Annotated in this window: 24 protein-coding genes; 10 read left to right on the top strand and 14 right to left on the bottom strand. The window is 64.7% G+C overall.

Annotation, left to right across the window (positions count from 1 at the left end):
* Nucleotides 1-19: 19 nt before the first annotated feature.
* The 3 genes from Mal64_RS02230 to Mal64_RS02220 form a co-directional block, all read right to left on the bottom strand.
* A complete protein-coding gene (locus Mal64_RS02230; protein ID WP_146396412.1) occupies nucleotides 20-1,537 on the bottom strand; it encodes a sigma-54-dependent transcriptional regulator in 1,518 nt (505 codons plus the stop codon).
* Between the two features lie 195 nt (nucleotides 1,538-1,732).
* Nucleotides 1,733-2,206, bottom strand: a complete 474-nt coding sequence (gene dps, locus Mal64_RS02225; RefSeq protein WP_146396409.1) for a DNA starvation/stationary phase protection protein Dps — start codon at nucleotides 2,204-2,206, stop codon at nucleotides 1,733-1,735.
* 81 nt (nucleotides 2,207-2,287) lie between these two features.
* The gene (locus Mal64_RS02220; RefSeq protein WP_146396407.1) at nucleotides 2,288-2,746 is read right to left on the bottom strand and encodes a hypothetical protein; all 459 of its coding nucleotides are present in this window, start codon (nucleotides 2,744-2,746) and stop codon (nucleotides 2,288-2,290) included.
* 434 nt (nucleotides 2,747-3,180) lie between these two features.
* Here Mal64_RS02220 and Mal64_RS02215 point away from each other — a divergent pair, with 434 nt between their 5' ends.
* Nucleotides 3,181-4,737, top strand: coding sequence for an alkaline phosphatase family protein (locus Mal64_RS02215; protein ID WP_197525356.1), 1,557 nt, complete (start codon nucleotides 3,181-3,183; stop codon nucleotides 4,735-4,737).
* A 28-nt stretch (nucleotides 4,738-4,765) separates the two neighbouring features.
* Nucleotides 4,766-5,251, top strand: coding sequence for an NINE protein (locus Mal64_RS02210; protein ID WP_146396399.1), 486 nt, complete (start codon nucleotides 4,766-4,768; stop codon nucleotides 5,249-5,251).
* A gap of 33 nt (nucleotides 5,252-5,284) precedes the next feature.
* On the opposite strand, the gene Mal64_RS02205 is transcribed toward Mal64_RS02210, so the two are convergent.
* The 5 genes from Mal64_RS02205 to Mal64_RS02185 form a co-directional block, all read right to left on the bottom strand.
* The gene (locus tag Mal64_RS02205; protein ID WP_146396398.1) at nucleotides 5,285-5,731 is read right to left on the bottom strand and encodes a DUF4112 domain-containing protein; all 447 of its coding nucleotides are present in this window, start codon (nucleotides 5,729-5,731) and stop codon (nucleotides 5,285-5,287) included.
* Between the two features lie 35 nt (nucleotides 5,732-5,766).
* A complete protein-coding gene (locus Mal64_RS02200; protein WP_146396395.1) occupies nucleotides 5,767-6,357 on the bottom strand; it encodes an exopolysaccharide biosynthesis protein in 591 nt (196 codons plus the stop codon).
* 10 nt (nucleotides 6,358-6,367) lie between these two features.
* A complete protein-coding gene (locus tag Mal64_RS02195) occupies nucleotides 6,368-7,357 on the bottom strand; it encodes a PP2C family protein-serine/threonine phosphatase (protein ID WP_197525352.1) in 990 nt (329 codons plus the stop codon).
* 139 nt (nucleotides 7,358-7,496) lie between these two features.
* Entirely contained in the window at nucleotides 7,497-7,715 is a 219-nt protein-coding gene (locus Mal64_RS02190) for a hypothetical protein (protein WP_146396389.1), read from the bottom strand.
* Nucleotides 7,716-7,765: 50 nt separating this feature from the next.
* Entirely contained in the window at nucleotides 7,766-7,933 is a 168-nt protein-coding gene (locus Mal64_RS02185) for a DUF1328 domain-containing protein (RefSeq protein WP_146396386.1), read from the bottom strand.
* An 805-nt stretch (nucleotides 7,934-8,738) separates the two neighbouring features.
* On the opposite strand from Mal64_RS02185, the gene Mal64_RS02180 reads away from it, so the two are divergent.
* The 3 genes from Mal64_RS02180 (at nucleotide 8,739) to Mal64_RS02170 (ending at nucleotide 10,990) form a co-directional block, all read left to right on the top strand.
* A complete protein-coding gene (locus Mal64_RS02180; protein WP_146396383.1) occupies nucleotides 8,739-9,278 on the top strand; it encodes a PRC-barrel domain-containing protein in 540 nt (179 codons plus the stop codon).
* 259 nt (nucleotides 9,279-9,537) lie between these two features.
* Nucleotides 9,538-10,281, top strand: coding sequence for a hypothetical protein (locus Mal64_RS02175; RefSeq protein ID WP_146396380.1), 744 nt, complete (start codon nucleotides 9,538-9,540; stop codon nucleotides 10,279-10,281).
* 7 nt (nucleotides 10,282-10,288) lie between these two features.
* Nucleotides 10,289-10,990 (top strand): hypothetical protein, encoded by a 702-nt coding sequence (locus Mal64_RS02170; protein WP_146396378.1) that lies wholly within the window; start codon nucleotides 10,289-10,291, stop codon nucleotides 10,988-10,990.
* Between the two features lie 32 nt (nucleotides 10,991-11,022).
* On the opposite strand, the gene Mal64_RS02165 is transcribed toward Mal64_RS02170, so the two are convergent.
* The 3 genes from Mal64_RS02165 to Mal64_RS02155 form a co-directional block, all read right to left on the bottom strand.
* Nucleotides 11,023-11,415, bottom strand: coding sequence for a response regulator transcription factor (locus Mal64_RS02165; protein ID WP_146396375.1), 393 nt, complete (start codon nucleotides 11,413-11,415; stop codon nucleotides 11,023-11,025).
* A 221-nt stretch (nucleotides 11,416-11,636) separates the two neighbouring features.
* The gene (locus Mal64_RS02160; RefSeq protein WP_197525351.1) at nucleotides 11,637-12,833 is read right to left on the bottom strand and encodes a UDP-N-acetylglucosamine--N-acetylmuramyl-(pentapeptide) pyrophosphoryl-undecaprenol N-acetylglucosamine transferase; all 1,197 of its coding nucleotides are present in this window, start codon (nucleotides 12,831-12,833) and stop codon (nucleotides 11,637-11,639) included.
* Between the two features lie 353 nt (nucleotides 12,834-13,186).
* Nucleotides 13,187-14,362 (bottom strand): Mur ligase family protein, encoded by a 1,176-nt coding sequence (locus Mal64_RS02155; RefSeq protein ID WP_146396369.1) that lies wholly within the window; start codon nucleotides 14,360-14,362, stop codon nucleotides 13,187-13,189.
* Nucleotides 14,363-14,653: 291 nt separating this feature from the next.
* Here Mal64_RS02155 and Mal64_RS02150 point away from each other — a divergent pair, with 291 nt between their 5' ends.
* From Mal64_RS02150 to Mal64_RS02130, 5 genes are all read left to right on the top strand, one after another.
* A complete protein-coding gene (locus Mal64_RS02150; protein WP_146396366.1) occupies nucleotides 14,654-15,544 on the top strand; it encodes a response regulator transcription factor in 891 nt (296 codons plus the stop codon).
* A gap of 123 nt (nucleotides 15,545-15,667) precedes the next feature.
* Nucleotides 15,668-16,645, top strand: a complete 978-nt coding sequence (locus tag Mal64_RS02145; protein ID WP_146396363.1) for a hypothetical protein — start codon at nucleotides 15,668-15,670, stop codon at nucleotides 16,643-16,645.
* A 179-nt stretch (nucleotides 16,646-16,824) separates the two neighbouring features.
* Nucleotides 16,825-18,777 (top strand): preprotein translocase subunit SecA, encoded by a 1,953-nt coding sequence (locus tag Mal64_RS02140; protein WP_146396361.1) that lies wholly within the window; start codon nucleotides 16,825-16,827, stop codon nucleotides 18,775-18,777.
* A 170-nt stretch (nucleotides 18,778-18,947) separates the two neighbouring features.
* Nucleotides 18,948-19,979, top strand: a complete 1,032-nt coding sequence (locus tag Mal64_RS02135; RefSeq protein WP_146396358.1) for a potassium channel family protein — start codon at nucleotides 18,948-18,950, stop codon at nucleotides 19,977-19,979.
* 96 nt (nucleotides 19,980-20,075) lie between these two features.
* Nucleotides 20,076-20,474, top strand: coding sequence for a hypothetical protein (locus Mal64_RS02130; RefSeq protein ID WP_146396355.1), 399 nt, complete (start codon nucleotides 20,076-20,078; stop codon nucleotides 20,472-20,474).
* A gap of 157 nt (nucleotides 20,475-20,631) precedes the next feature.
* On the opposite strand, the gene Mal64_RS02125 is transcribed toward Mal64_RS02130, so the two are convergent.
* The 3 genes from Mal64_RS02125 to Mal64_RS02115 all read right to left on the bottom strand — a co-directional run bounded on the left by Mal64_RS02125 (nucleotide 20,632) and on the right by Mal64_RS02115 (nucleotide 24,491).
* Nucleotides 20,632-22,644, bottom strand: coding sequence for a hypothetical protein (locus Mal64_RS02125; RefSeq protein ID WP_146396352.1), 2,013 nt, complete (start codon nucleotides 22,642-22,644; stop codon nucleotides 20,632-20,634).
* A gap of 493 nt (nucleotides 22,645-23,137) precedes the next feature.
* The gene (locus Mal64_RS02120) at nucleotides 23,138-23,659 is read right to left on the bottom strand and encodes a DinB family protein (RefSeq protein WP_146396349.1); all 522 of its coding nucleotides are present in this window, start codon (nucleotides 23,657-23,659) and stop codon (nucleotides 23,138-23,140) included.
* Nucleotides 23,660-23,672: 13 nt separating this feature from the next.
* Nucleotides 23,673-24,491: a hypothetical protein gene (locus tag Mal64_RS02115; protein ID WP_197525350.1), complete on the bottom strand. Its 819-nt coding sequence runs from the start codon at nucleotides 24,489-24,491 to the stop codon at nucleotides 23,673-23,675.
* Nucleotides 24,492-24,501 lie beyond the last annotated feature (10 nt).

Genomic DNA, 24,501 nt, shown 5'->3' with positions numbered 1-24,501 from the left:
TCCCGTAGCAGTAGGCGTGCTACTGCTTCACGGTGATGTCAGGACCAATCACGATGCCGTTAGTGCGGATCTTGTTCCGCAGGCTGCCGCGAGTTATGCCCAAGATCCGAGAGGCTTCCGACTGGTTGCCGCCGGTGCGGGTGAGCACCCGGGTGAGCAACTCACGCTCCATGTGGGCGAGCGTTTCGGCGTAGAGTTCGCCTCCACCGGCCACTAGCCGATCGTCGATAAACGAGGCGAAGGAAGCGGCCGAGCCATTGGCTGCGGCGTGACCTGCTTCGTCGCTTGTCCCGCCTTGCTGCGGGTGTTCTTCTCCCCGCTCCGTCGCCGAGGTAACGCCGTGTGAGTCGGAGCGTGGCTTGACGGCCGAGGAATGCACCTCTGCCGGCAACGCTGAGGCCATTAGCACCGGGCCGGTGCAGTGCAACAACGCTTGCTTCACAACGCTCTGCATCTCGCGTACGTTGCCGGGCCAATCGTAGTCCAGCAGTCGCTGCATGGCGTCGGGCGCCACGCCGTTCACGTCGCGGCCAAGCTCCTTGTTGAGTTGGGCCAGGAAGTGCTGCAAAAGCAGCACGCGGTCGTCGCCACGCGTGCGCAACGGCGGCAGGGTGATTGTGTAACCGTTGAGTCGGTAGAAGAGGTCGTTGCGGAAGTCGCCCTCTTCGCACATTTTTTCCAGGTCGCGGTTGGTCGCCGAGACGATTCGCACGTTGGTCTCGATCGTCGAGTTGCCGCCCACGCGTTCGAATTTTTGCTGCTGGAGGAGGCGGAGCACTTTGCTCTGGACGAGTGGCGACATGTCGCCCACCTCGTCGAGGAAGATGGTGCCCCCGTTGCACTGTTCGAACTTGCCGATGCGGCGGTCGTGGGCGCCCGTGAAAGCGCCCTTCTCATGGCCGAAGAGCTCGCTCTCGAGCAGCGTCTCGGAAAGAGCCGCGCAGTTGACGGCAAGGAAGGGCCCTTGGGACCGGGCGCCGTGCTGGAATATCGCCCGGGCGACCAATTCCTTGCCGGTGCCGCTTTCACCACGCACCAACACCGGCACGTCTTGCTGGGCGACACGGCCCACGGCCTTGAAGACCTCTTGCATCGAAGGGCAGCGGCCTACGAAGGCGTCGCCTTTGTCTTCGGGCTTCGTGAGGTTGTTCATGCCGACCGGCACACTCGCCAGCCGCCGCGATTGGATGGCGTGGCCCACCAACCGTTCGAGGTGCTCCACGTCGATCGGCTTGGTCAGGTAGTCGAACGCGCCGAGCTTCATCGCCTCGATGGCGGTGTCGCTGCTGCCGGCCGCCGTGGCGATGATTACCGGGAGCCGCGGGTCCTTCTCGCGTATGAGCTTGAACGCGTCGAGCCCCGACATGTCCGGCAGCATCACGTCGAGCAGCACCGCATCAGGCTGATGATTAGAAATCGCCTCGATCCCTTCGCTCGCCGTCAACGCGGGGATGACCCCCACCCCCATCCCTTCAAGGGCGCGGCTCACAAGGTGATGGACTGAACGATCATCGTCAATCGAAATAAGACTGGGCATGCTTCTGTAGGGGGGTAAGCTTGAGCTCGTGGTATCGATTGCGTTGTTGGCCTCTCCCATCGTCCGCTTGTTCGGTGGGGCCTGCAATCCCTTGGAGTAGATGGGCGATGACGCGCGACCCCACGGCGGACCGTTCATGGATCCGCCGGGGGAAGCACGCCTCGCGTCACACTCGCATCAATGTCGTCTTAGCAGTTAGGCCTCTTGGGCTTGGACCATCCAAAGGTGCTTCTCGAGAGCCCCGGTCAACCCAACCAAGAGGTCCTCGCTGATCGGGTCGAGGTCGCTAACAGTCTCGATAGCTTCGCGTAAGCCTTGGATTGCCTTCTGTAGCCGGTCCGCCACCTGGGTCACGGTGTCGCTTACCGACTGCAGGCCGGAAGGGTAGGCTGCGAGACGCGATTTTTCGGCCACGTAGGAGGGCAAGCCTTCGGCCGGGTCACCAAGCGTGACGATCCGTTCGGCAACGGCGTCGGAGCCGTCGCGGGTGGTGGCGATGATCTCGTCGAGCTGCAGGTGAACGGCTCGGAAGCTAGAGCCAACTACGTTCCAATGGGCTTGCTTGCCCTGCAAAGCGAGATCGATCAAATCCGCCAAGCAGTTCTGTAGGGCCGCAATGGTTGCGGTCCTCGATTCGCCTTCAACGACATGCCTTGAGAGAGTCTTCATATCTGTTTTTAGATCCTGCGTAGTCTTTAGTTTGCTAGTTGAATGTGGGGGCATGCTGGCCGGTGGGCTCACATAGCCGCTTTAGCTGCTGGTAATTTGGTTCTTAGTGGCTTTTGCTTGACGATCGTGCTTATCCAGCACATCGTCTCCCGCCACAATCAGAGCGATCGATGCGCTGTACATCGTGAGCAATCCACAGACGACGCCCAGAAGCCCTAACGTCGCCAGTACCGCTGCGGGGGAGATCGTTATCGTGAACCCCAGCAGTCCAGCGACGCCCGCCAAGATCATCGTTGCCGAACTGACCGACAAAGCCACGCTCGCGGCGAGGGCTGCTGAGGGGCCACCGAGCCGATGATTTGACGAGAGTGGCGTCGGCTCCGTAGCTGAAGGGCCGAAAGGATTGGAAACGCTCTGCGGACGACCAGCGTTGGAAGCACGGTAAAACCCCCTTGGCTCAGCCCCACTTTGATAGAGCGAAGCGCTGGATGCGTCGGGATAAAAGGCGCTGATTCGGTTGATCCGTCTGGCGGTGCCCATTGCACTACTCGCTTGAGTTGGGGGCTCGATTGAGTGGATTTCACGGGGCGAGCGAAATCTCGACTTTGAGCGTTTCGCTTGCCTCGATGCCAGCTAGATGCAGACGCCGTGCCAAGTCGCGCGTTTAGGGGCCAACCGCTTCCAATTGCGGGCTTTGGAGTCAGTCGAAAACTGGGAATCTAATAAACGGCCACCCGGGGTGGTCGGCTTGCGATCACCTTGGAAGCCTTCCAGTCAGTTTTGTAGGTGTAGGGCTCTAAATGACCAGGCTCTAGCAGTCTGCTCCCTACGTATCCCGTGCACATCGGATGGCGCCGGAAATGCTTGCCTTCCGCACTAGATCCCTCCTACGGGGTCTGCCTGTCATGGATCTACGTGGTGCTTTGAGCAGGCCGGTCGGACACTCAGGGCGAGACACTCGAAGGGAGATAGGGATGCCCAACAAGCAAGTGCTGCTGATCATTATCGATGGGCTCAGCTGGGGGTTGATACCCGAGGCTATTCGCAAGGGCCGTTTGCCCACCCTCGCCGCCTTGGCCGAGTCGGGGCGTATGCAAAGCTGCACATCGATTTACCCCTCCATCACCCCGGCGGCTACGGGATCGATCGTGACGGGCAAGGGCCCGGCCGAGCACGGGGTGCAAGGCGCTTTCTGGTTCGACCGGCCCCGCCGCGAAGTTGAGTACTTCGGCTCGGCTCCTGCCGTGATGCTACGCGAGGGCCTCGGCGAGTACTTCGACGACTTCCTGCTAACGCTCAACGACGAATTGCTCGGCGTACCTACCATCTACGAGAAGGCGGCGGTCGATGGGCTCAGGTCGGCGGGGCTCAACCTGATGTGGCGTCGCGGAGGCATTGCTCACGACGTCCAATCGAGCCTGCTCACCGACCTGATGCCCGGCGTCCAGCTGGCGTCGTCGGTGCTCGGACCCGAGTGGCTGTTCCAAGGCGAGTTCGTCGGCACGCCACTGAGCGGCGCGCCGGCGCCCGAGATCCCCGGCGGGGCTAGCCGCCGGTTCGGCTTCAATGACGACGCCACCCGCGCTATGCTCGAGGCGTTCGACCTTTCGGACGAGGAGGCCGACCTCATCGTGGCCTATTTCCCCGACAACGACTTCGAGAGCCACGACCACGGCGCCGAACAGGCGCTCCCGTGTGTCGAAAAAGTCGACCAAGCACTCGGGGCCCTCGCCCAGCGGCACGGCGGGATCGCAGCCTGGCTCGAAACGACTGCCGTCGTGGTGGTGGGAGACCACGGCCACAACGACCTTGAACCGAACGCCGATCGCCGCGGCATCGCCTTGGAGAAATTGCTCGAGGGCCGTCGGTTCCCTGCCGCCGGAAGCGACTGGCGTGAGGGCGATGAGCTGATGGTGTGCCCCAACATGCGTGCGGCCCAGGTGGCTGTGCGGCCCGGCGATGAGAACGCGTTGCCGCGCCTCGCCGAAACGATACTTGTCGACGAGCGGATCGATCAAGCGGTTTGGTTCGACCCGGCGGAGCGTGTATTTCGTGTGTGGACTGCCGAGCGGGGACGCTTGACCTTTGCCCCCCACGAGTTGTCCAGCGGCGCGCCGCCGGCGGGCTGGGCGCTAGCGACCGACGATCGTGGCCAAAGTTGGCGCCTGAACGGGGAACTGGCTGTGATCGGCGCACGTATCGAGGAGCGAGGTGGCCAAGATCGCTTAGTCACAAGCGAATACCCTGATGCCCTGGGGCGTATTGCCCAGGGAGGACCCGCCTGCCAGCCGGCGTTGTGGCTTACGGCCCGTCCAGGCTACGAATTCACTCTGCCGGGCACCGATCTGCACGACGCGAGCTCACACGGCTCGCTGCATCGCTGCGACTCGGAATCGGTCTTGATAACCGCGGGATTGCCCGCCGGGGTGGAGTCGCCCGAGTTTGCATCGATCACCGACATCACGCCGCTTTGCTTGGCTGCGCTTGGGGTCGAGCAGCCTCAAGCGAAGAAGCTAGCCGCTATCAGCTAAATGCACCTACTTTCAGGAATCCAAGTACATGGTAACTCCCGCCACCCCACGGACCGCGACCGCCCCCCCTTACGACGCGAACCCGCCTCACGACGCGGACCTGAGTCATGCGGAGGGGGGCGAGCAATCGCATTACCTGATCGTTGGCTACGCCTTATGGGTGTTCGGGTTCCTTGGCTCGCACCGATTTTACTACGGCAAGCCAATCACCGGCACGATCTGGTTCTTCACGCTCGGTTTGCTGTTTATCGGCTGGATCATCGACCTGTTCCTCATCCCCTCAATGCAGGACGAGGCAAGCAACGATGCGGTGCCCGGTCCGCTGAATCACACGATCGCCTGGTTGCTGTTGACGTTCCTGGGCGTGCTCGGCGTTCATCGGTTCTACATGGGGAAATGGATCACCGGCATCATCTATTTTCTGACCATCGGTCTGTTTGGCGTCGGGGTGATTTACGATTTCTGGACCCTCAACGAGCAAGTGAACGAATCGAATTTGTCGCACTTGCACTGAGGGCGTCGCGTTTTAGCAGCTTCGCGAAGCGTATCATTCCCCCGGTTGCTGCTCCGTACTCACCCAGCCGTTCGGCCCTAACCGGCCGGTTTTCTCACGGTGGCGTTTGAGGTGTCGCAGGTTGCGGCGGTTCGCTTTGAAGAAGAGGTCGAACGCGTCGCCCAGAATCGGAACGGCGCCGAGCGTGGCGTCGAGCGCCACGTTCCCAATCATGCGGGCGAGCGTCCAGCGGCCAACGCCCTCGCGGTAGGCCGCCAACACCGGGGCGATGGCCAGCAACGTGGTGGCCGCGTCGCCCACGCCGGGCACCAGGCCAATGATGCTGTCCCAGCCGAACCGAATGTTCGTGCCGGGCACTCGGAAGGCGTCGTCGAGCTGCGAGGCGAGCCGCTCCACGTCGACTCGGTCGATCATCGATCCGAGCGACCGGGTGCGCTGGTTCTCGAATTCGCTAAACCAATTTCGTGCTTCGCTACGCATGGCGGTGTTCCTATGGGGGGTGGGGTGGTCGCCGCTCAGAAGGGCCAGAAGGCGTACAGCGCCCAGAGGCTCGCGGTCGTGAGCACCGCGGCGAACAGCGTTAGCAGCCCGTCGCGAGACGACAGCCCTAACGCGTAGAAGCAAACCGCTGTGGCGGGCAGGAAGACGCCGAACGGGAAGAGCGCCAGCGGGTAAAAGGTCAGAGCGAGCAAGATGCAAGCAACGGCGACGATCTGGGCGGCCGGGGGATCGACCAACACGGGGTAACGCGCCTGGATCGGCCGCTCGGCCCATTCCATCCAGGGGCCCAGTTTCTTTTTGGTCGCCGTGAGGCGGTCGCGGCTGAACTCGAATTCGAGTAGCCGATTGGGCAACCAAGGCTTCTTGCGGCCGATCAGAATCTGCCCGGCGATCAAGATGATCATCGAGCCGGTGACGATCGACATGCCGGGGACGGCGCCGATCGGCGAGGCGGCGATAATTCCCGGCAGCAGGAGCAACGGCCCGAAGGTGCGTGTGTCGAGCGCGTCCATCAGGTCGCCGATGGAGACTTTCTCTCCCGACGTGTTGTCGACGAGCGAATCGAACAGGTCGGATAGCTTGGTGGTTTGAGCGGCGGCGGACATCGGGCTTTCCCTAGCGCTGGTGATCGAGGGCTTTGGTGGGTGTTTCGGGCGTGAGTCGTGTTTCTTCTTCCGCCAGAGCCGGCTCTAAAGCCGGAGGGGCGGAAGGCGTGGCGGAGTTGGTTTGTTCTTGGTCTTTTTCGAGAGCGTCGGCCTCAGCGTAAAGGCTTTCGTCGTCGTGGTCGCCGAGTTTGGCGACCACCACCGCCAGGCTGGGGCGGTCGTCGGTTTGCTTCGCGTGATCGATTGTGTCATCGGCGATCCGGCGGGCGTGGTGCGGTGCTTTGCACGCCTCGCGGACGAACGACTCGTCGTGCAGCGTGGCCAGCACGCCGCTGACCCCGAGGCAAAACAGGTCACCCTCCTGCAATTCGTCGACCACCGTTTCAATGGCCATTTGATCGGGGTCGTCGAGCCGGTTGGCGACCCAGCGGCCCAATGGCGAATCGGCGTCGGGGGCCTCGGCCACCCTGCCCGAGGCGACCAACTCCGCGGCGGCGGTGTGGCTAGCGGTAAGCTGCAGGGGCGAACCGTGCCTGAGCACAACGGCTGCCGAATCTCCCACATGGGCGACCACAACCCAAGGCCAAGCGAGCAACGCCGCGGTGAGCGACACGTGGGGATTTAACGCGGTGTTGTCGTCGTCCGACTGTGTCCCGGGCAATCCGTGGGCCGCTTGTTTCACGGCGTCGGCCAATTGGACGGCGACCTCTTCGTGATTTTCCGATCTAAGGCTCAGGAGCCACTCGTCGTCGCGGAGCAATGCCCTGCCGACGGCGTCGACGGCGGTGGCCGCCGCCATCCGCGTCGGCTCGTCGCCGGCGCCTTCGGACACGATGAGCAGCTGTGCTTGGGGCGGGCCGAACAGCCGGGAGTCATTCGCCATATGCAGCGACGACTGCCTAACGCGCGCCGAGCGACTCAGCGAGGCGACGAGGTGGTGCGCCACGCTCTCACCAGGATCGCGGCAGACGCCAGACGCGGCGATATCGAGCTGTTTCATTGCCATGAACTCCTCGTGAAACTTTGAACTCCAAGAAAAAAAGCCCCGGCTCGCCAGCGGCTAGCAGCGGGGCTTATCGAACGTAGTGGGACATGGCCCTGATCCCATCAAGGGGCCCTGGTATCACCAGGGCGAGGGATCAGGGCTCAACGCCCGCTTCCACGTCGGGTTCGACCTCGTTGTTCTCAGTGAACCGGTCACCGAGTTGCTCGGCCGAGTCTTTCAGTCCAGAGATGTCCTGTTCGATACGTTGCGTATCGACGTCAACGCCCGTTCGATCAGGACCCACGTAGAACGTCACCCAGCCGATCAAGGCCAGCACAACGGCCAGTAGTGCAACAATCAGTAAAGCACGCATGGGGTGCTCCTTTCTAAATCAGCTGGGGGCTCGGTCGGGTAGTGTCTTGTCTATACCGACTTACGGAAGTGGGGGACAATGAGGCTCACGAGGAACAGCACGAGGAAGGCGTAGAACAGGATCTGCGCGATGCCCGTAGCCGCGCCGGCGACGCCGCCGAAGCCAAGTACAGCAGCAATCAACGCAATGACAAGAAACGTAAGGGCCCAACTCAACATGACAATCTCCTAGTGAAATGCGTGGAAGTTTCGAGCGACTCAGCGACCAACGTGATCGTTTGGCTCTGCTGGTAGGTGATTGCACGCGGTGTGCCAGAGCAGCTGAGATAAGCGAGGCGGCGCCCATATCTTGTTGCTGCACATGGGCTTACGGTATTGGCCGCTTTTAGCCGGCTGGGCTTGTTCGTTCGAAAGTGGGCTCGATGCGATCATCTTGCGGTCATGGCGACCAGCCACTCGTCGCCCTGAAGTCAATGCTTTTAGAACGGGTCTGATCAAGGCGACTAGAGCGGTTTTCGAATTGGTGTGGACGAGCGGGGAAGCGATTGGCGGCGTGGCGAGGAAGCCGAAGCAGGCAATGCGGTGCATTGTCGATGCAGGCTGACGAAGCCATGACGCCGATCGCGAGCCGAGCGTCTGCACCAATGAGCAAACCGCTCTAGCGACCACTAGCCAGCTGCCCATCAGTGAGCCGTCGGTAGGCTCACGATCGCACGGTCGCTTCTCACGAGCATCATCTTAGAAGCGATAGAGCGCACCGCACTCGCGTGGCGTGACCTGTCGTCGCTCACTGCGATCGACTCCGCAGCAGATGCGTGGCCGCCTCGCGGTCACGCCTACGGCCGACACGCAGCGAAACGCCGCTTTCGAAGATGTTGTCGCCATTGGCACGAGGTTCGCAATCAGTGGCAAGCGTTGACAACGACCCCCACACGGCAAGCCAGCTCCTTCACGAGATTTGGCGTCGCGATTTGGGAGCGGTCGTGCCGAACCATTCTCCCTTTACTTTACTGGAGTTCACACGATGCGTAACACGACACTCATGGCGATCGTCTTTGCCCTCGGCTTTAGTCCCATGGCGATGGCCCAGCAAACCATCACCCAACGCGACCGCACCACGCCGCACGCCCAGACCCACCGCGCCGACAAGCCGGACAGCTCGAACTACGACAGCGACAGGATGCTTCCGCAAGGCTTGGTTCGCGCCAGCGAGCTGATGAACAAGGCGGTCTACAACAACCAAGAGGACCAGGTCGCTACGGTCTACGACGTCGTGCTTAGCGAGAAGGACGGCAAGGTGGCTTATGTGGCGATCTCGACGGGCGGCTTCCTTGGCATGGGCGACAAACTGTTCGCCGTGCCGCACAACGCGTTCAGCCACAAGATGATGGACGGCGAGAAGGTCTGCACGCTCGACGCCACCGAGGAGACCTTCGAGAACAACCAAGGCTTCGACCAGGACAACTGGCCCACCAAGGCTACAAAGAACTGGAAGACGAACGCCCAGAACACTCGCCCCGAGCGGATGAATCACCAGCAGAACAACCATCTCAACAATAACTGATCGGCTGGTTGATCACACGCGAGGCGTTTGGGCCGGCGCTCCCTCAGGGGGGCGCCGGCTTTTTTTCGTAGGGGGCTTCGTGAACACGCAGCGGCTGTCCACCACGGTGACTGGGCTAGCCGCGAGTCGTGGCGGCGCCCCGGTGGGGGGCTCGCGGGACGCTCTGGGTCGCTTTGACACCTTCCCCAGCAGGCCTATACTTTCAGTAGACTGCCCCCAGAGCAGCCTTGCCGCGCACGCCGCCCAGGACCCACGACGGATGAATCGATACGCGTCTCTCTCGGATGACTACTACGTCAACGTCACGCTCAACACCGAGATGGACCTGCCGGGAAGCCGGGAGACGATTCTGCACTTCGCTGAGCTGATGCAGAAGCGTTACCCCGACATGCGGAACTTCTACGCCCGCGACAAGAACGAGTACGTTCTCGAGGGCGACAAGGACCCCGGAAGCTACCGCTGGTGCTCGGTCGAGCCGCGGCGGGTCTCTTCGGGGCAGGTGAACCCGGAGACGATCGCCGGCGCCCTAGAGCAGCACCACCTGGCTTTGGAGCTCGCTCCCTATGAACTGTCGATCAGCCCGCTCGACTGCGAAGCGCTCGACGTGCTCGTGGGGTTCGACTTCAACTACCGCGGCAACCACAACCAGCTAGTGGCCGAGGCGTTCGGCGTGAGCCCCGCGATGGAGAGGTTTGCTTCCGTGCCGGGGGCGACGCTCGTTCACCACGAGCCGACCGTCACGATCGCCGTGGACGAGGAGAGCCGCGTGCAGTGCCGCCTTGGCGTGGAGACACGCACCACCCCCTACCACCTGCGCACGGGCGAGTTCCCCGAGGACCAGGTGAGCGTGTACCTCACCGCGCGACGCTACGGCAGCCTCGACGCCGGCGTGACCTACGCCGACGCCCTGACCGACCTGTCGCGGCTCTGCTTCGAGCTGCTCGATGAGTGCGTGATCGAGGCGGTGCTCGAGCCGCTGGCGCGGAAGATCGCACTCGACTGACGGTGTGATGAGCAAGGAGTGTGCGATGGATGGCGCTCGGCTGAGTCTCTCGCTCGATCTTCCCAAACGCCGCCGGCGCCGGCTGAGCGTGCGGTTGTCGACTCTCTTCTGGCTCGTGCTGGTGATTGCTCTGGGGGTTGGCTGGGCGAGCGACCATTGGCGACTGAAGCACCAGATCGCCTCAGCTCAGGGCGAACGATCGGGCTGGAGTGTTTGGCAAGTAGTCGGGCCACCGAACACTCTTGGGTTCGGTGATAAACGCACCGCGTGGGCGTCAAATACCCGGGATGGCCAGGCCGAATGGCTGGTGCTCGAGTTCCCCCGGGCCGTGGTCCCTGTCGCCATCGTCGTGCACGAGACTCATTGCCCAGGCGCCCTTATTAAGGCCACACGCGTAGAATACCCAGCCAGCAAAGCTTCGGTGGCTAAAGAGCGACTGCTCTGGGAAGGCGTCGATCCGGTCCCGGCAAGCGATCCCGGCGGGATCGCTCGTCTGCCAGTCACCACGCATGAGTCGGTTCAGAGTGTGAAGCTGCACCTCGACTCGGTCCTAGTACCCGGCTGGAACGAGATCGACGCGGTCGCTCTGGAGATGTCTGACGGCGGATTGATTTGGTCTTCGTCGGCGTACGCGAGCAGTTCGTACGGGAAAAACAGGGGGCTTCCCTTAATGCATATCTCGGGTTTCGATGTGATCGAAACGTACTGAGATTTGCGCTGCTCAGCCCAACGGTCGGCCGCTCAATCCAGCAGCCGCTTGACGCTCATGATGAGCTGGTCCATCGGGAACGGCTTGCGCAGGTAGTCGTCGACGCCCAGCGTTTCGGCGTACGCCTTGTGGCGGTTGCCCTCGTTGGCGGTGATCATGATCACCCGTGGCGGGTCGGGCTGCGTGCGGCGGAGCTTCTCCAAGACGAGGAACCCGCTGCGTTTGGGCATCATCATGTCGAGGATCACGAGGTCGGGCGACTCACGCTCGATGAGCGCGAGGCCCTGATTGCCGTCGCGGGCGACCAGCACCTCGTAGTCGTTCGCTTCGAGCGCCAGACGCAGCGACTCGATGATCTCCGCGTCGTCGTCGACGAGTAGGATCCGTTGGGCTTCTTCAGCTTCTTGGGCCTTGGCTTTTGCCATCGAGGGTGCGCTCTATTCGTCGTTCGGGTGGGTCGTCGTCAGGGCAGGGGATCGAAGCGGCGCGTCGCGGGAGTACCCGATCTCGGCGCCAGCCGCCCCCCGCTGCTTGGGAGTTCCATTGTTCGCGGAGAATGGGCGGAAGGCTAGGTATACCGCGTGGAGCGGTATTTTCAACCGTGCTCACCCGCACTAGCCGCGACTTGCGGAGGGCACACGGTCGCTCAGGCGGCCTGTGGGCGTGGCGCCGCCACAGCGAGCCCGCGGGTGGGGGCGGCGGTTTCGATCAACTCGCCGCAGGCCGCGGCGATCTGGGCGGCGGCGCCCGGCCGGGCCATCGCCAGCATGCCGCCCGCTAGGCTGGAGCGTTGGGCGTCGTCGACCAACAGGGGCCTCAATTCGCGGGCCAAGGCGACCGACAGGTCGCGGGCGCTGCGGTCGGCCGTTTGCGGGTTCTTCAGCGCCGCCTCGTCGATCACGCGACAGGCGCCCTCGCGCTGGTATATCTGGGCGTTGCGCAGTTGCGAGCCGCCGCTCGGGCGCCCATCGGGCACCAGCACGGCCGGCAGTCCGGCCAGCGCGAGCTCGGCGAGAGTCGCTCCGCCCGCGCGGCACACGACCAGATCGGCTTCCTCGCAAACGGCGGCCATCTCGTCGAGATAGGTCACCACGAGCGCGTCGACGCCGGCCCGCTGGTAGCGGTTTTCGGTCTCACGCAACCGGCCGGCGCCCGACTGATGGATCACCCGCCAGCCGTCGAGCTCTTTGCCCAGGCAGGCCAGGGCGCTCGGCGTGTGGTCGTTGAGCGAGGTCGCCCCGCCCACCCCGCCGATCACCACGAGCCGCTTCTCTCGCGGCCGGGAGAATCCGGTCTGCGCCAGACGCGGGGCGGCGCGTCGCGAGTAGATCCGCTCAAAGCCGCCCCGACCGGGGGCGCCGGTGATCGCCAGGGCCGCGTCGATCGGCAGCCGCGAGCGGGCCTCTTCGAACGCGACGCAGGTGAGATTGGCGCGCTTCGCCAGGCGGCAATGCGCGGCGGGCGGCTCGGCGTTGGTTTCGAGCAAGATGTTCGGCAGGCCACGGCTTTGAGCGGCCGCCAGGGCGGGGCGTGTGGCGGGGCCCCCGAGTCCTACCACCAGGCTCACCTGGTGCTCGCTCAGCATCCAGCGGGCGACCCACTTTCCAATGGTCATGTCGGCCGTGGCGCGCAGGGGGCCGAGCGGGGTCCGCATGCCGGGCGCCGCCATGTAGCGCCAGCCCCAGCCGGTGACCGTGTCGCGTTCGATCGGGCGCCCGTCGCCGAGGAACGTGATCCGCACGTCGGGCAACTGCTGGGCGAGGATCTCGGCGATCGCGAGTCCGGGGTAGAGGTTGCCGAGGGCGCCCCCGCCGGCAAAGACAATGTGGGGAGTGGTTGTCATCGAAACGCCAAGGGCTTTGCGGGAGCAAACCATCGTTTATAAATCCCAATGCCCAAGCCCCAGTGACCAATGTTTTACGCTTGCGCGTGATTGGTTATTGGGGCTTGGGCATCGGGGATTTGCCTCGTTGTATCCGCTGAGACGCCGGGGCGGCGTAAGCCGCCGCCCCGACGCTCAGACGTAAGCTCCGTTGTGAAGCGGCCCACACGCGCGATTGACCCAGTAACCGCGCGGGGGCCTCTGTGCTCCTACCCAGGGGAGGGCGGCCGGACGAAATCCCGCAATCTCGTGTCGGCCAACAACGAAGCTTCAAATGGTCTCCAGGTATGCTTTGTGGATGCGAACGTTTTGCTCTAGATCGCTAGGTTCTGGTCGTCTGATTGCTGCAGCCTACGCTCGACAAAGTCGGCGGCGACCGCCCGCTCGACCTCTTCGTCGCCCGGCGCCGCGCCGGCCACCAGCACGGCGTCGCCCTCGTCGGCGAGGCCTACGGCCAAGGCGATGGCGGTGAGGCGGTCTTCGACCAGCGTGGCGCCTTCGCCCAACTGCTCGAGCACCGAGGCGGTGAGCAGCGACTCGCTTTGGGCGATCACAAACAGTCGGTCGCTCATCGAGCGGGCGACGCTGAGCGTTTCAACGCACGCGGGCGAGTCGTCCAGCGTGACGACCGACAGCACCCGTTTGTTTGCCATCGGACGCATCGCCCGCAGGGCGAGACGCAGCGGCTCGGCCGATCGCGCCGAGTCGAAGTAGATCGGAAAGTTCTGCCCCGCGGTGAGGCTCTGCATGACGCCCGGCAGCCGGCGCACCGACTCGGCGCCACGGACCGCATCAAGGAAGTCGACGCCGCACGCCACGGCCGTGGCGACAGCCGCCAGGCAGTTGCGACGGTGCGCCTCGCCCGGGATCGCCGAGCTGATCGCAGCCGATTCGCCCCGGTGGGTAGCGACGAACACCTGTCCGCCCGAGTGGTTCTCGACCGCGGTGGCGTTGAAGTCGGCCGGCTTGTCGAGGCCGAATGTCAGCACCGGGCGGTCGGCGGTAGACGCCAGTCGCACACAAGCCGGGTCGTCGGCGTTGGTGATGACAAAACCTTCGCGGTGCGTCTCTGCAGTGATCGCCTCGATCGCGTGCCGGTGCATCGCCACCGACGGGAAGCGGCGGGTCCGCTCGCAACGCAAGCCGGTGAGGCAGGCGCCCACCAAGCCGATGCGTGAGAACTCGCCGTCGGCGATGTCGCCGGCCGGGGCCTCGGCCACCGCGATGTCGCAATCGTTCTCGTCGCAACGCTTCCGCCAGCGATCGATAGCCCCGGGGCCAATGGCGCCGGCGACCGGTCGCGACTCGGCGCCGTCGCGTTCGCAGCGAGTGGTTTTCAGGCCGAACAGCTGGTTGCCGTGGGCGAAGACCGCCGAGAGCAGTGTCGCCACGGAGGTCTTGCCGTGCGCTCCGGCCACGGCGACGGTGGGCGTCGGCTGGCAGTGGCGCCGGGGCGAACGGTCGGACGTCGGTTGAGACTCGTAGGGCACGCCGACCGACCTCCTTGTCAGTGGTGATTGTTTGATGTGGTTTGGGCTTCGCTCGGCGGTCGTTACCGACCGGTACGAGAGCAGGCTGCGTCTTGCGGCTTTCCTCTCTCGAGCGGCGGGATGTTCTTGAAAACGCCGCGAGGCGTCAAGGCATGTTTTCGGAGGGGCTGGTAGCGGCTTGCTCAGGAGCGATTGGCCTCGTCGCGATGCTTATTAGTCCCTAAGGTGCTTCCGGCCGCCGGAGGCTTGCTCTGCTCGGCTGGATCCCCGCACCCCTCAGGGCGTTTCGCCATGCCCCGTTCTGAATCGCAGCTACCCAAGCTGCACCGCAAGACCGCTTTGCAGACGTCGTCGGTAGCCGCCCCCCGCAAGGTGCTGGTGTGCGGCGACGCCTCGGGCGCCGAGATGCACGCGGCGGTGGAGGTGATCGGTCGGGAGCCCAGCGTTACGGCGTTTGCCGAGAGCGAGTCTACCGGCGAGAGTCCCGGGTTGGTTGTGCTTTGCCAGTCGCGACCAGGCTCAGTCATGGAAGCCACGGCGAGGCGGCTGTTGGCGGCGCATCCAGACGCCAGATTCATTCACATGTTGGGCGTCTGGCACGAGGGCGAAGAACGCACCGGCGGCACGCACGAAGGATACGAGCGAGTCTTCTGGCACGCTTTTCCTCGTTGGTGGCGGAGTTGGTTGACCCCGGTCAACGATGAGGCAGACGAAGAGCCGGAGGGCGTGGCTCTTGGTGGCGGGACGGTGTTGGTTGTCACGGCCGATTACGAAACCGCCAGCGCCATCTCCGACGCTCTGAGCGATAGCAACTTCCGGGCGGTCTGGGCGCCCCGCGGCGCCGAGCACAGCGGCCCCAGGCTCTTGGCCGAGAAGCCCGCGGCGGCGATTTGGGTTGGCAGGCAACTCGGCGGCGTCGAGGCGCTGCGCCTCAGCCGGCTTTGCAGCCGGATGCGGGGCGCGGTCGCTCCGGTGCTGGCGATGATCGACTTCCCGCGGGCCGAGACCGTGGCCCACGCCCACGCGATCGGCGTCGCCGAGGTGTTTGGCAAGCCGTTCTCGCTAGATCTCCTGGCGGAAGCCCTCGCCGAGCACTCGCGGCGAGCGCGGGAGTCGACGCCGCTGGGGGGCGACGTTCGCCTTGCCGGGGCACAGGCTCAGGGGCTACGCCGGGCGGCTTGAAGGCGTCAGCGGGAGCGGATCGCTCTGGACGCAAGCTTGGGTGCTTTCTAGCCTCCCGCCACGCCGCTGGCGTGTAAGCGACGAAATCGATACAGGAACTTTTTGATCAAGGGCGGCCCTACGATGCGGACCGAAGCGAAACTAGGAGATCTCTCCGCCGCGGCGATCGCGTTCGCGTTGCTCGTGTCGGCCGGTTGCCAGGGGCAGAGCACGACGATCCCCAACCCGTTCGACACGGCGCATCGCGTTCCACCGCCAGCGTTGCACACCGTCCCGCCCGGCACGGCGCAGCCCTATTATTCGGATGGGGCCGCCACGGCGCCGCTCGCCCCGGGGGGCGCCACGAATTTTGCCCCCGCGCCGGCGGCCGGAGCACCGCTGCCCGGCGCCGCCGCGCCGAGCTACCCCTCGTCGATCACCCCGCAAGCGCCCGCGACGCCGTCGATCTATGGTTCGCCTCCCGCTTACGGCGCTCCGGTCACGCCGGGGCCGTATCAGGGCGGTCAGCTGACTCCGCAAGAGGCGCAGCAATACGGCGGCACGTTGGTGCACGACCCGTCGCGGATCGTTTTGCCGCCGACCACCCCCGCCGTGTCGGCCGTTCCGGCGACCTATGCAAATCAGCCGAACTCAAATCAAGCGGCGCCCGCGTCGCAACCCGCTTTCCAGGCTCCTGCCAACTTGCAGGCGGCCCGCGCAAGCCACCCCCCCTTCCAGTCGCCAGCACAACAACCTGTGCAACAACCCGTGCAGCAAGCGGTCGCCACCACTCCGGCGCCGCAGCCGGTTGCCGGCGGGTGGATCGCCAACTCGGCCCCGATCCGTCAGGCGTCGGCCGAATCGAGCGCTACGGCGACTTCGCCCCGCGTGCGGTTGCCTGGCTCGGGCTACGGTTACGCCGCGGTTGACGCCGCGGCGCTCGGAGCGGCGCCCCAGACGGCGCGCATCACCGAGTTGCCCACCAATGGCGGCACGTACCAGCCTGCCGCCCAGCAACCGGCCCAGCAGGGCGCCGCCGCAGACGGCTTTCAGCCCCGCGGCACTTCCCAGGCCAACCAGGGCGGCGGCGACGGGTTGCTCCCGATGTCCGAATGGAACTGATCGTGCGGGCGGCCCCAGGCTTAAGAGCCGTCGTTCAAAGGCCGATTCTCTTAGGGGTTTACTCCCGGCGCCGAGACGCGTGGCCGCTCAAAGGCGTACAATAGCCAGACCCGCCCTAGCGGCGGCGGCAACGACCGACTCCCTTCGCCTCTCTCACTCGCAGCGACCCCCCCACCGCCGTGGCGACGATCCCCCAAGGCGCGAACCGACACCTCAAGGCGGTCACCGGCGGCGCCGTTGGCCGGCGGCTCGCGCGTTGCGCGAGCTACCTGGCGCCGATCGACGCCTGCGAAGAGACGCTCAAAGCGCTCTCGGACTACGACTTGCGCAAAGAAAGTCTCTCGCTCCGCTACCGCGCCCGCAGCGGCGAGCCGCTCGACAAGCTGCTGGTCGAGGCCTTTGCGTTGGTGCGTGAGGCGGGGCGTCGGAAACTCGGCATGCGGCACTTCGACGTGCAGTTGCTGGGCGGCGCGGCGGCCCATCACGGCTCGATCATCGAGATGCAAACCGGCGAGGGCAAAACGCTCACCGCCTCGTTGCCGATGTACCTCGCCGCGCTCGACGGCAAGGGCGCCCACCTCTCGACGGTCAACGACTACCTCGCCAAGCGCGACGCCGACATCATCCGGCCGCTGTACGAGGCGCTCGGCATGACCGTCGGTGTCATCCAGTCGCAGATGCCGCAGCCCAAGCGTCGCGAGGCATACGCTTGCGACGTGACTTACGGCACGGCGAACGAGATGGGCTTCGACTTCCTGCGGGACCGGCTGCTCAAGCGGCAGATCTCCGAGGGCGCCCGCGACCTGTTTGGCGAGATGCTTTCGGGCGGCGGGGCGAGCGGCGACAAGCCGGTGCAGGGAGACCTGCATTACATGCTCGTGGACGAGGCCGACAGCATCCTCATCGACGAGGCCCGCACGCCGCTGATCATCAGCGCCGCCCCGGGTGAGGACGAGGTGATCGCTAGCGAGGCGTACCAATGGGCCGCCGAAGTGCAGCCCAAGTTCGAAGAGGACGTTCACTTCGAATACGACCACAAAGACCGCCGGGCCGATCTGACGGTCGAGGGGCGTCGCTTGGTGCGCGAGATGCCTAAACCCGCTGCGATGAACCGCCTGCCGCTCTCGGAGATATACGAGTACATCGAGCGGGCGACCAAGGTCGAGCAGGAGATGATCCTCGACCGGCACTACGTGGTCCGCGAAGGCGAGATCGTGATCGTCGACGAGTTCACCGGCCGGCTCGCCGAGGGGCGCAAGTGGCGCGCCGGGTTGCACCAAGCGATCGAGGCCCGCGAAGGGGTCGAGATCACCTTCGAAACCAACCAGGCCGCACGGATCACGATCCAAGACCTGTTCCTCCGCTACCGCCGACTATCGGGCATGACCGGCACCGGGGTCACGAGCGGCGCCGAGCTACGGAAAATCTACGAGACGCTCGTCGTCCCGATCCCCACGAACCGCCCGCCGATCCGCAAACAGTTGCCCACCCAGGTGTTCGGGTCGTCCGATCAGAAATGGGACGCGATCGTCGAGGAGATCCGCGAGGTCCACGCCACCGGCCGACCGGTGCTGGTCGGCACCCGCTCGATCGACAAGAGCGAGTCGCTCGCCCGGTTGCTCGAGGCCGGCGGCATCGAGACCACGGTGCTCAACGCCCGCCACGTGGAGCGTGAGGCGGAGATCGTGGCCGAGGCGGGCCAGAGGGGCCGGGTCACCGTGGCCACGAACATGGCGGGCCGGGGAACCGACATCAAGCTGGGCGACGGGGTCCACGACCTCGGCGGGCTGCACGTGATTTGCACCGAGCTGCACGAGTCGCGCCGCATCGACCGCCAGCTGATCGGCCGCTGCGGCCGGCAGGGCGACCCCGGGTCGTACCGCCAGTTCCTCGCGCTGGACGACGACATCTTGCTGCAGGGCTTCGGCGAGAAACGCAGCAAACGGCTGAAGTCCCGCGGCGAGAAGGCCGTTGGTCCGGGGGCTGCGCCCGAGAGCCTGTTCACCCGCGCTCAGCAGAAAGTCGAGCGCCGCCACTTCCGCGAACGCAAGGTGCTGCTCTACCAAGACAAAGAGCGTCAGAAGATGCAGCGCCAGATGAGCCAGGACCCGTATCTCGACACGGCGGGCTGACGCCGGCTCGTCGATCGATTTGGGGCCGTGCGACGGCGCTGCGTTGCGGGCGTGCGGGTTGTGACGGTCACGCGGGGCGGCGACAACGCCTGCGCCAGGCCTTCGCCACGGGGGCGAGCCGCGACCTACACTTCGCCAACAAGAGCCCGCCCCCTCCCCCCGGCGCCCTCATGGCGAGACACAAGGTCAACGACTGGCGCGACGCCGAGCAACGGCTCGCCGTGGGCCGCTGCGTGGGGACCTTGGTCGCCGTGTTGCTGATCGGCACTCTCGGGTTCCACCTCATCGAAGAGCGGTGGACCTTCTGGGAGTCGTTCTACTTCACGCTCGTCACGATCACCACGGTCGGCTACGGCGACTACGGCCTGTCGGAGGGGGGGCAGCAGTTCGCCGCGCTGCTGCTGCTGTGCGGCATCGGCACGTTCACTTACTCGCTCACCACGTTGGTGACGATCGCCTCGGACCAAGAAGCATCCACCAGACGCAAGATGAAGAAGCACATCGCGGGCCTCGAGGGGCACATCATCGTCTGCGGCTACGGCCGCATGGGACAGATGATCATCGAAGAGACCCGCCACAGCGGCCTCGAGTGCGTGGTGATCGAACGCGACGACCACGGCTACGAGCACGCCCAGTCCGACGGCCTGCTCGTGATCCACGGCGTGGCGAGTGAGGACGAAATCTTGTTGCGGGCCGGCATCGAGCGGGCCCGCGGCGTGGTGTGCGCGGTCGATTCCGACGCCGAGAACATGTTCATCACCGTGACGGCCCGCGATCTCAACCCACGGTGCCGGGTGATCAGCCGGGCCGAGTCGGTCGACGCGAGCCGCAAGCTCGAGCGTGCGGGCGCCGCCATGGTCGTCTCCCCGCACCAGATGGCCGGCAAATCGGTCGCCGCCGCACTCCTTAATCCACGGCTCACGCGTTTCCTCAACAACGGCGAAGAAGACGCCCGTCGCTTCGAGCTCGGCGAAGTTGAGGTCGCCCCCGGCGCCCCGATTATCGGCCAGTCGATTCACGAATTCGGCGCCGAGGCCGACGGGGTCGTGTTCGTGGCGATCGAGCGTAAGACGGGTCAGTTCGTCCTCCGCCCCCGCGGCTGCGAAGTGTTCGACGAGGGCGATGTGGTGATCTTCGCGGGCGCCGGCGACGGCGTTGATCAGATCCGCGAGGCGGCGTTCAGCGAGCCGGTGTGCGTTTGACGCACTAGCTTCGCAGCGGGAATGCGAACCTTGGGACTGGCGGAGGAGTCCTTTCCGTCACGCTCGCTTCGCACCCCATACTCCCCCCCGCACGCCGTGAAAGCCCCCGCCACGCAACGCGACGAAGTCACACTCGCAGCCAAGCCGCTCGCCCCCGAAGAGGTGCGAGTGGGCGACTACGTGTCGGTGCTCGACACGGTTTACGAATGCCCTTCGTACCTTTGGGGCTGCGACGCCCGACTCGGCGCCGCCGACGAGGTGGTGCGGCTGCGGATGCGCCCCTTCCGAGCCCAGCCTCCGCTGAAGGTCGAAGGCGTTTGCGTGCCGTTTGTTTACCTGGCCGATGCGCACGGCAGGCAACGGACGCTCGACCTGCGGGCGGAACGCCTCGCGCGGATCGACCGAGACTGCGCCCGCGGGGTGTGGAAGCGGGTCAAGGCGGCCGCCAAGGCGTTGCGAAGAGATAGCAAGAACAAGGATTCGCGGAAGAAGTGAGGTGCTCGCCGACTCGCAGGAATCTTGTTCACTTTGCAAAAAGGCCCCCGGTCGATGACCGGGGGCCATTTGCTTTAGCTAACGTCGTGATGGATCGGCTTGTGAGGGCTCCACGCAGGACGCGTTGAAGGTCTCACCGTCTGCCGCTCACACGCGCTCAGTCGCGTGAACGACGCGAGCGGCCGCTGCCGCGACTCCGTCCGCTCGAATCGCCGTTCGATCTCGACGGGCTGGCCGAGGGGCCGCGGGTTGGGCGTCCCCCCGGCGACAGGCCACGCGACCCCGAACGACCCCGCGAGGGATTCGGCTGGGCCGATCCCTGCGTCGACCGGCTGCGAGACGGGTTCGCTCGTGAGCGGTTGGGGCTAGGGGTCGGGGTGGCCGATGGGCCACGATTTCCTCGCGGGTTGCGGCGATTCAGCTGCTGCGAGGCTCCCCGATCACGCGAGCGAGCGTCGCCTTGAGGCCCCCGCTGGATGCCTTGAGATCGCCGCTGAAAACTTTGCGAACGTCCCTCGGACGAACGCTCGAAACTGCGGCGCAGCTGTTGTTGTGGCGTGGCTTGCTCGCCGCTTTGCGTGCCCCGGCTGCGACCGCGGTTCCGCGCCGCGTTCTCGGCGGTGGGTGCCTCGCCCACCGGGAAACGGAAGCTCTCACGACGCTGAGCACGGTTTGAGGCCTCGCCTTGCTGGCCGGCGCCACGGTTGCGCTGACCATCCTGGCGGGCGCCGTTTTGTCGACCAAACGGGTTCTCTCCGCTGCGACGGTCGACGCCATCGCGTCGCGGTTGACGGTCGCGGTCTTGGTCGCTGCGGCCTTGTCGATCACGACCCTCGCGACCTTGCCCGTCGCGACCTCGGTCGTCACGAGCCTCCGAGCCGCGATTGCGGTTGCGATCACCGTCGCGGTCACCCGAGCGGCGTGCGTCACCCTGACGCTCATCACCCCGGCGCCCGTCACCCCGGCGGGCGTCGCCCTGACGGCCTCGATTGTCGTCGTCCCGCCCTCGGGCGCCGTCGCGTCCTCGCGAGTCACCATCGCGACGGCGAGAGTCGCCACGGGCCTCCGAATCGCCCCGTTGGCGGCGGATCTCTTCCCAGCGGTCGGCGTTGCGGCGGTACCGCTCGCGGTCGTCCTGGTCCAAATCACGCATCCGGCGGCGGTTGTCGCCGAGCTCGTCGTTCAACTCGCGGTAACCGGTAAGCACAAGGTTTCTCGTCGACCGATCGATCGGCCCGCCGCGGTTCCCGCGGGCCCCGTAGCGACGGTACTCACGCTCGAGCTGCGAGAACGAGTAACGACCGGTGTTGCGCTGCGTGCGGTAGTACGAGTACAGCGGGTCATAGCGGCGGCGGTCCTGGCCGTAGTAAGTGAGCCAAGGGTAAAAGCCGTTGCCATACGCGGGCCCGAAGGCGCCGTAGTAGTAATGGCCCCGGTTGGGGTTCACGAACAAGCTGGTGATCAGCACGGTGGTGTTGAGGACCGACCGTGGCCGGTAACTGTAGCCCGCACGGCGGTAGGCTTGGTTGGGCCAGTAGACCGGTGCGTAGAGCAATCCGCGGCGGTCGAGCGGGTAGTCCCAGTAGCCGTTCACGTACACATGGCCGCGGGGCGTATGGACGTAATAGGACGGGGTCCAAACCCAATCGCTGTAGCCGGTGTTCCAGAATCCGGCGCGCCACGCGTAATCGTTGTTTTGGTAAATCCAGCAGCCGGGCACCCAAAAATGGTTGTCGCTCGGCGCGGGCGACGAGGGGCCTTGCTCCACACTGTCGGGGGGCGCTGGCAGGTAGGACACCCGCTCCACCGCTGTGTCGGTCCAGAAGCCGGGCGACCACAGGTAGCCGCCGTCGGCCGCGATCCAGCTGCCGGGGACCCAGTTGCGGTCGGGCGGCGTGTCACGCCAAACGCCGCTTACCCAAACGAAGTCGTTCTGCTCAGGCGAAAACATCCAGTAGCCCGGGATCCACTCCACGTTCTGCCCCTCCGGCATTTGCTCGGGAGGAAGTTCGTTGATCGGTTGCGGCGGTTCTTGCTGGATCACTTGGCTCTGTTCCAGCTCCGCGGCGCCGCCGCCCATGATCGGCTCGGCGTACGCCTCATGGATTGGGCCGCTATCAAGCACCTGGTAGGGCGAATCGTCAGCCGTGGGCTGTTGATCAGTGAGCAAGGGTTCAGCGGGGGCTGGCGCGAGAGTAGGAGACTGCGCCAATGCGAACGGGGCCGCTGTGGAGCAAGCCAGCACTAAGGCGACATACCGGCCTGTCGCGCGCCGGCGGCTGATGGAGGACAAGAATGGGGGTTTTTGCACGGAAAGTACCTCGGTAGGGGACTAGGCCAACTTGGCTGACGGCCAGCAGCAGGCTTTTACGATTTCGTGGGTTTGAGACGCTGGTTTAGCGCGTGGGGCAATGCAGAACGGGGCCTAAGCTGCTCTACGTACACAGGCCCGGGCAGGGGACACGAAAAAGCAACTGCCGCGCCGAGAATGCCACAAAAGCCTATACGACGGGCGAAACGCCCGGCGCAAGGCCCATTTTGGAATAGGCGACTCGGAATCGCCCCGCAGCCCGGCAGCCCGACAGGCGCCAAGGGTGACGCGGGGCAGGGCGGCATGGTCGTTCGGCTGCCATACGACAGCGGTCAGATCGACGGCTAGGCCGTCAGTCGCAATCATGCCAGCCCGAGGCGACCCACGGGATGTCGACGCCGTGGTCGAGCCGCAGCCGCAGGCTGAGCTGCGCCGCGTGGTGCTGCACGTGCCGCAGGTTGTAGAGGTGCAGCTCGGCCCGGGTGAACTTGATCCACGGGTTGGCCGCTCCAGCGGCGAGCGACGCCTCGGTCTCGGCTTCGATCTGGGCAATCGCCTTCTCTCGGCAGTGCTGGAGATAGGCCACGGTCGTGGACCGGTCGTACAGGTGCGTCTGCCGCTGAGGCTCCAACTCTTCGTAGTCGCGGAAGTAGCTCGCGTGCTCGGCGTGGAACGGCTGCGCACGGAACGCCTCATCGCCCTGATCTAAATAAAGGTCCGTGAAGAACAGCGTGTGGTGCACGACCTGGCAGAACTTCAGCTCGGCAACCGGGGCGTCCCACGCCGCTTCGGGGCAACGGTCGATGCAGTGGCCGAGCGTCGCGAGCGCGGCCTCGAACTGGGCGGTGGTTAGTTGCTTGTAGAAGGCGAGCACTTCTCAATACCAATCAATCCGAAGTGACTGCTTCCGCGTTGCGACGCCAACCTTCTTCGTCGTAGATCTCGTACTCTACAACGCCCCATCGATCGACGATCCAAGCCATGGCGCCAAACCCCTTGTTGGACTCATAGCGATCGTTGGCTTCATAATATTCTGTAAATGGAATGCCATCCGAGAGCACGATTGCCTTGACTTCCCCCTGCACCTGCACGGGAGAAACAACACGTCCGTTTTCCAGGTCATGTGGCTCAGGCTCTACCACGGGCAGAGCTGAAACCAGCTTGGCGTCGCGCCACGATTCCATCACGGCGTCTTGATTACTCACGAGACAGCAGAGGCGGGCATGATGAGGTTTGTGCCCGAATCGGACGACTTGATCCACCCAATCTTCGTTGTACCGCAGGCCGAGCTCACGGCCTGGGAACTCAAAGTCAGTTGGGTAAAACAGCACACGAACGCCGTTTGTTTCGATGAGCTTGGTCTTGCCATCCGCTTGCTCTTCGCGGAACTCCTTCGGCGAGAACTGACGCATGCTTGAGTATGCTTTACGAAGATTGGCGGTGAAGTCCTTGTCTACGACAGGGATGACCGCGTTCTTGTAGCCCGCAAACCCACAAAACGTCCCTTCGTATTCACCAAATGACGAGTACTCGAAGACATGAAGGCCTTCCTTTGCTGTTTCGAGTTCTTCGAGACCTTCGGAAGTGAGCGAAGTAGGGAAATAGGCGTCACCAGGAAGAAAGAAATTGTTGTTGGCACGAGCTGCGTCGCCGCGGATTGAGCTCGTTGCAATAATCAAGAGCAAGAAACATCGCTTAAATGCCATGTGACCTCCG

Origin of the sequence: Pseudobythopirellula maris (assembly GCF_007859945.1) — a bacterium.
Classification (GTDB): domain Bacteria; phylum Planctomycetota; class Planctomycetia; order Pirellulales; family Lacipirellulaceae; genus Pseudobythopirellula; species Pseudobythopirellula maris.
Note: the sequence above shows the minus strand (reverse complement) of the source record. Positions and strands in the feature narration are given on the sequence as shown.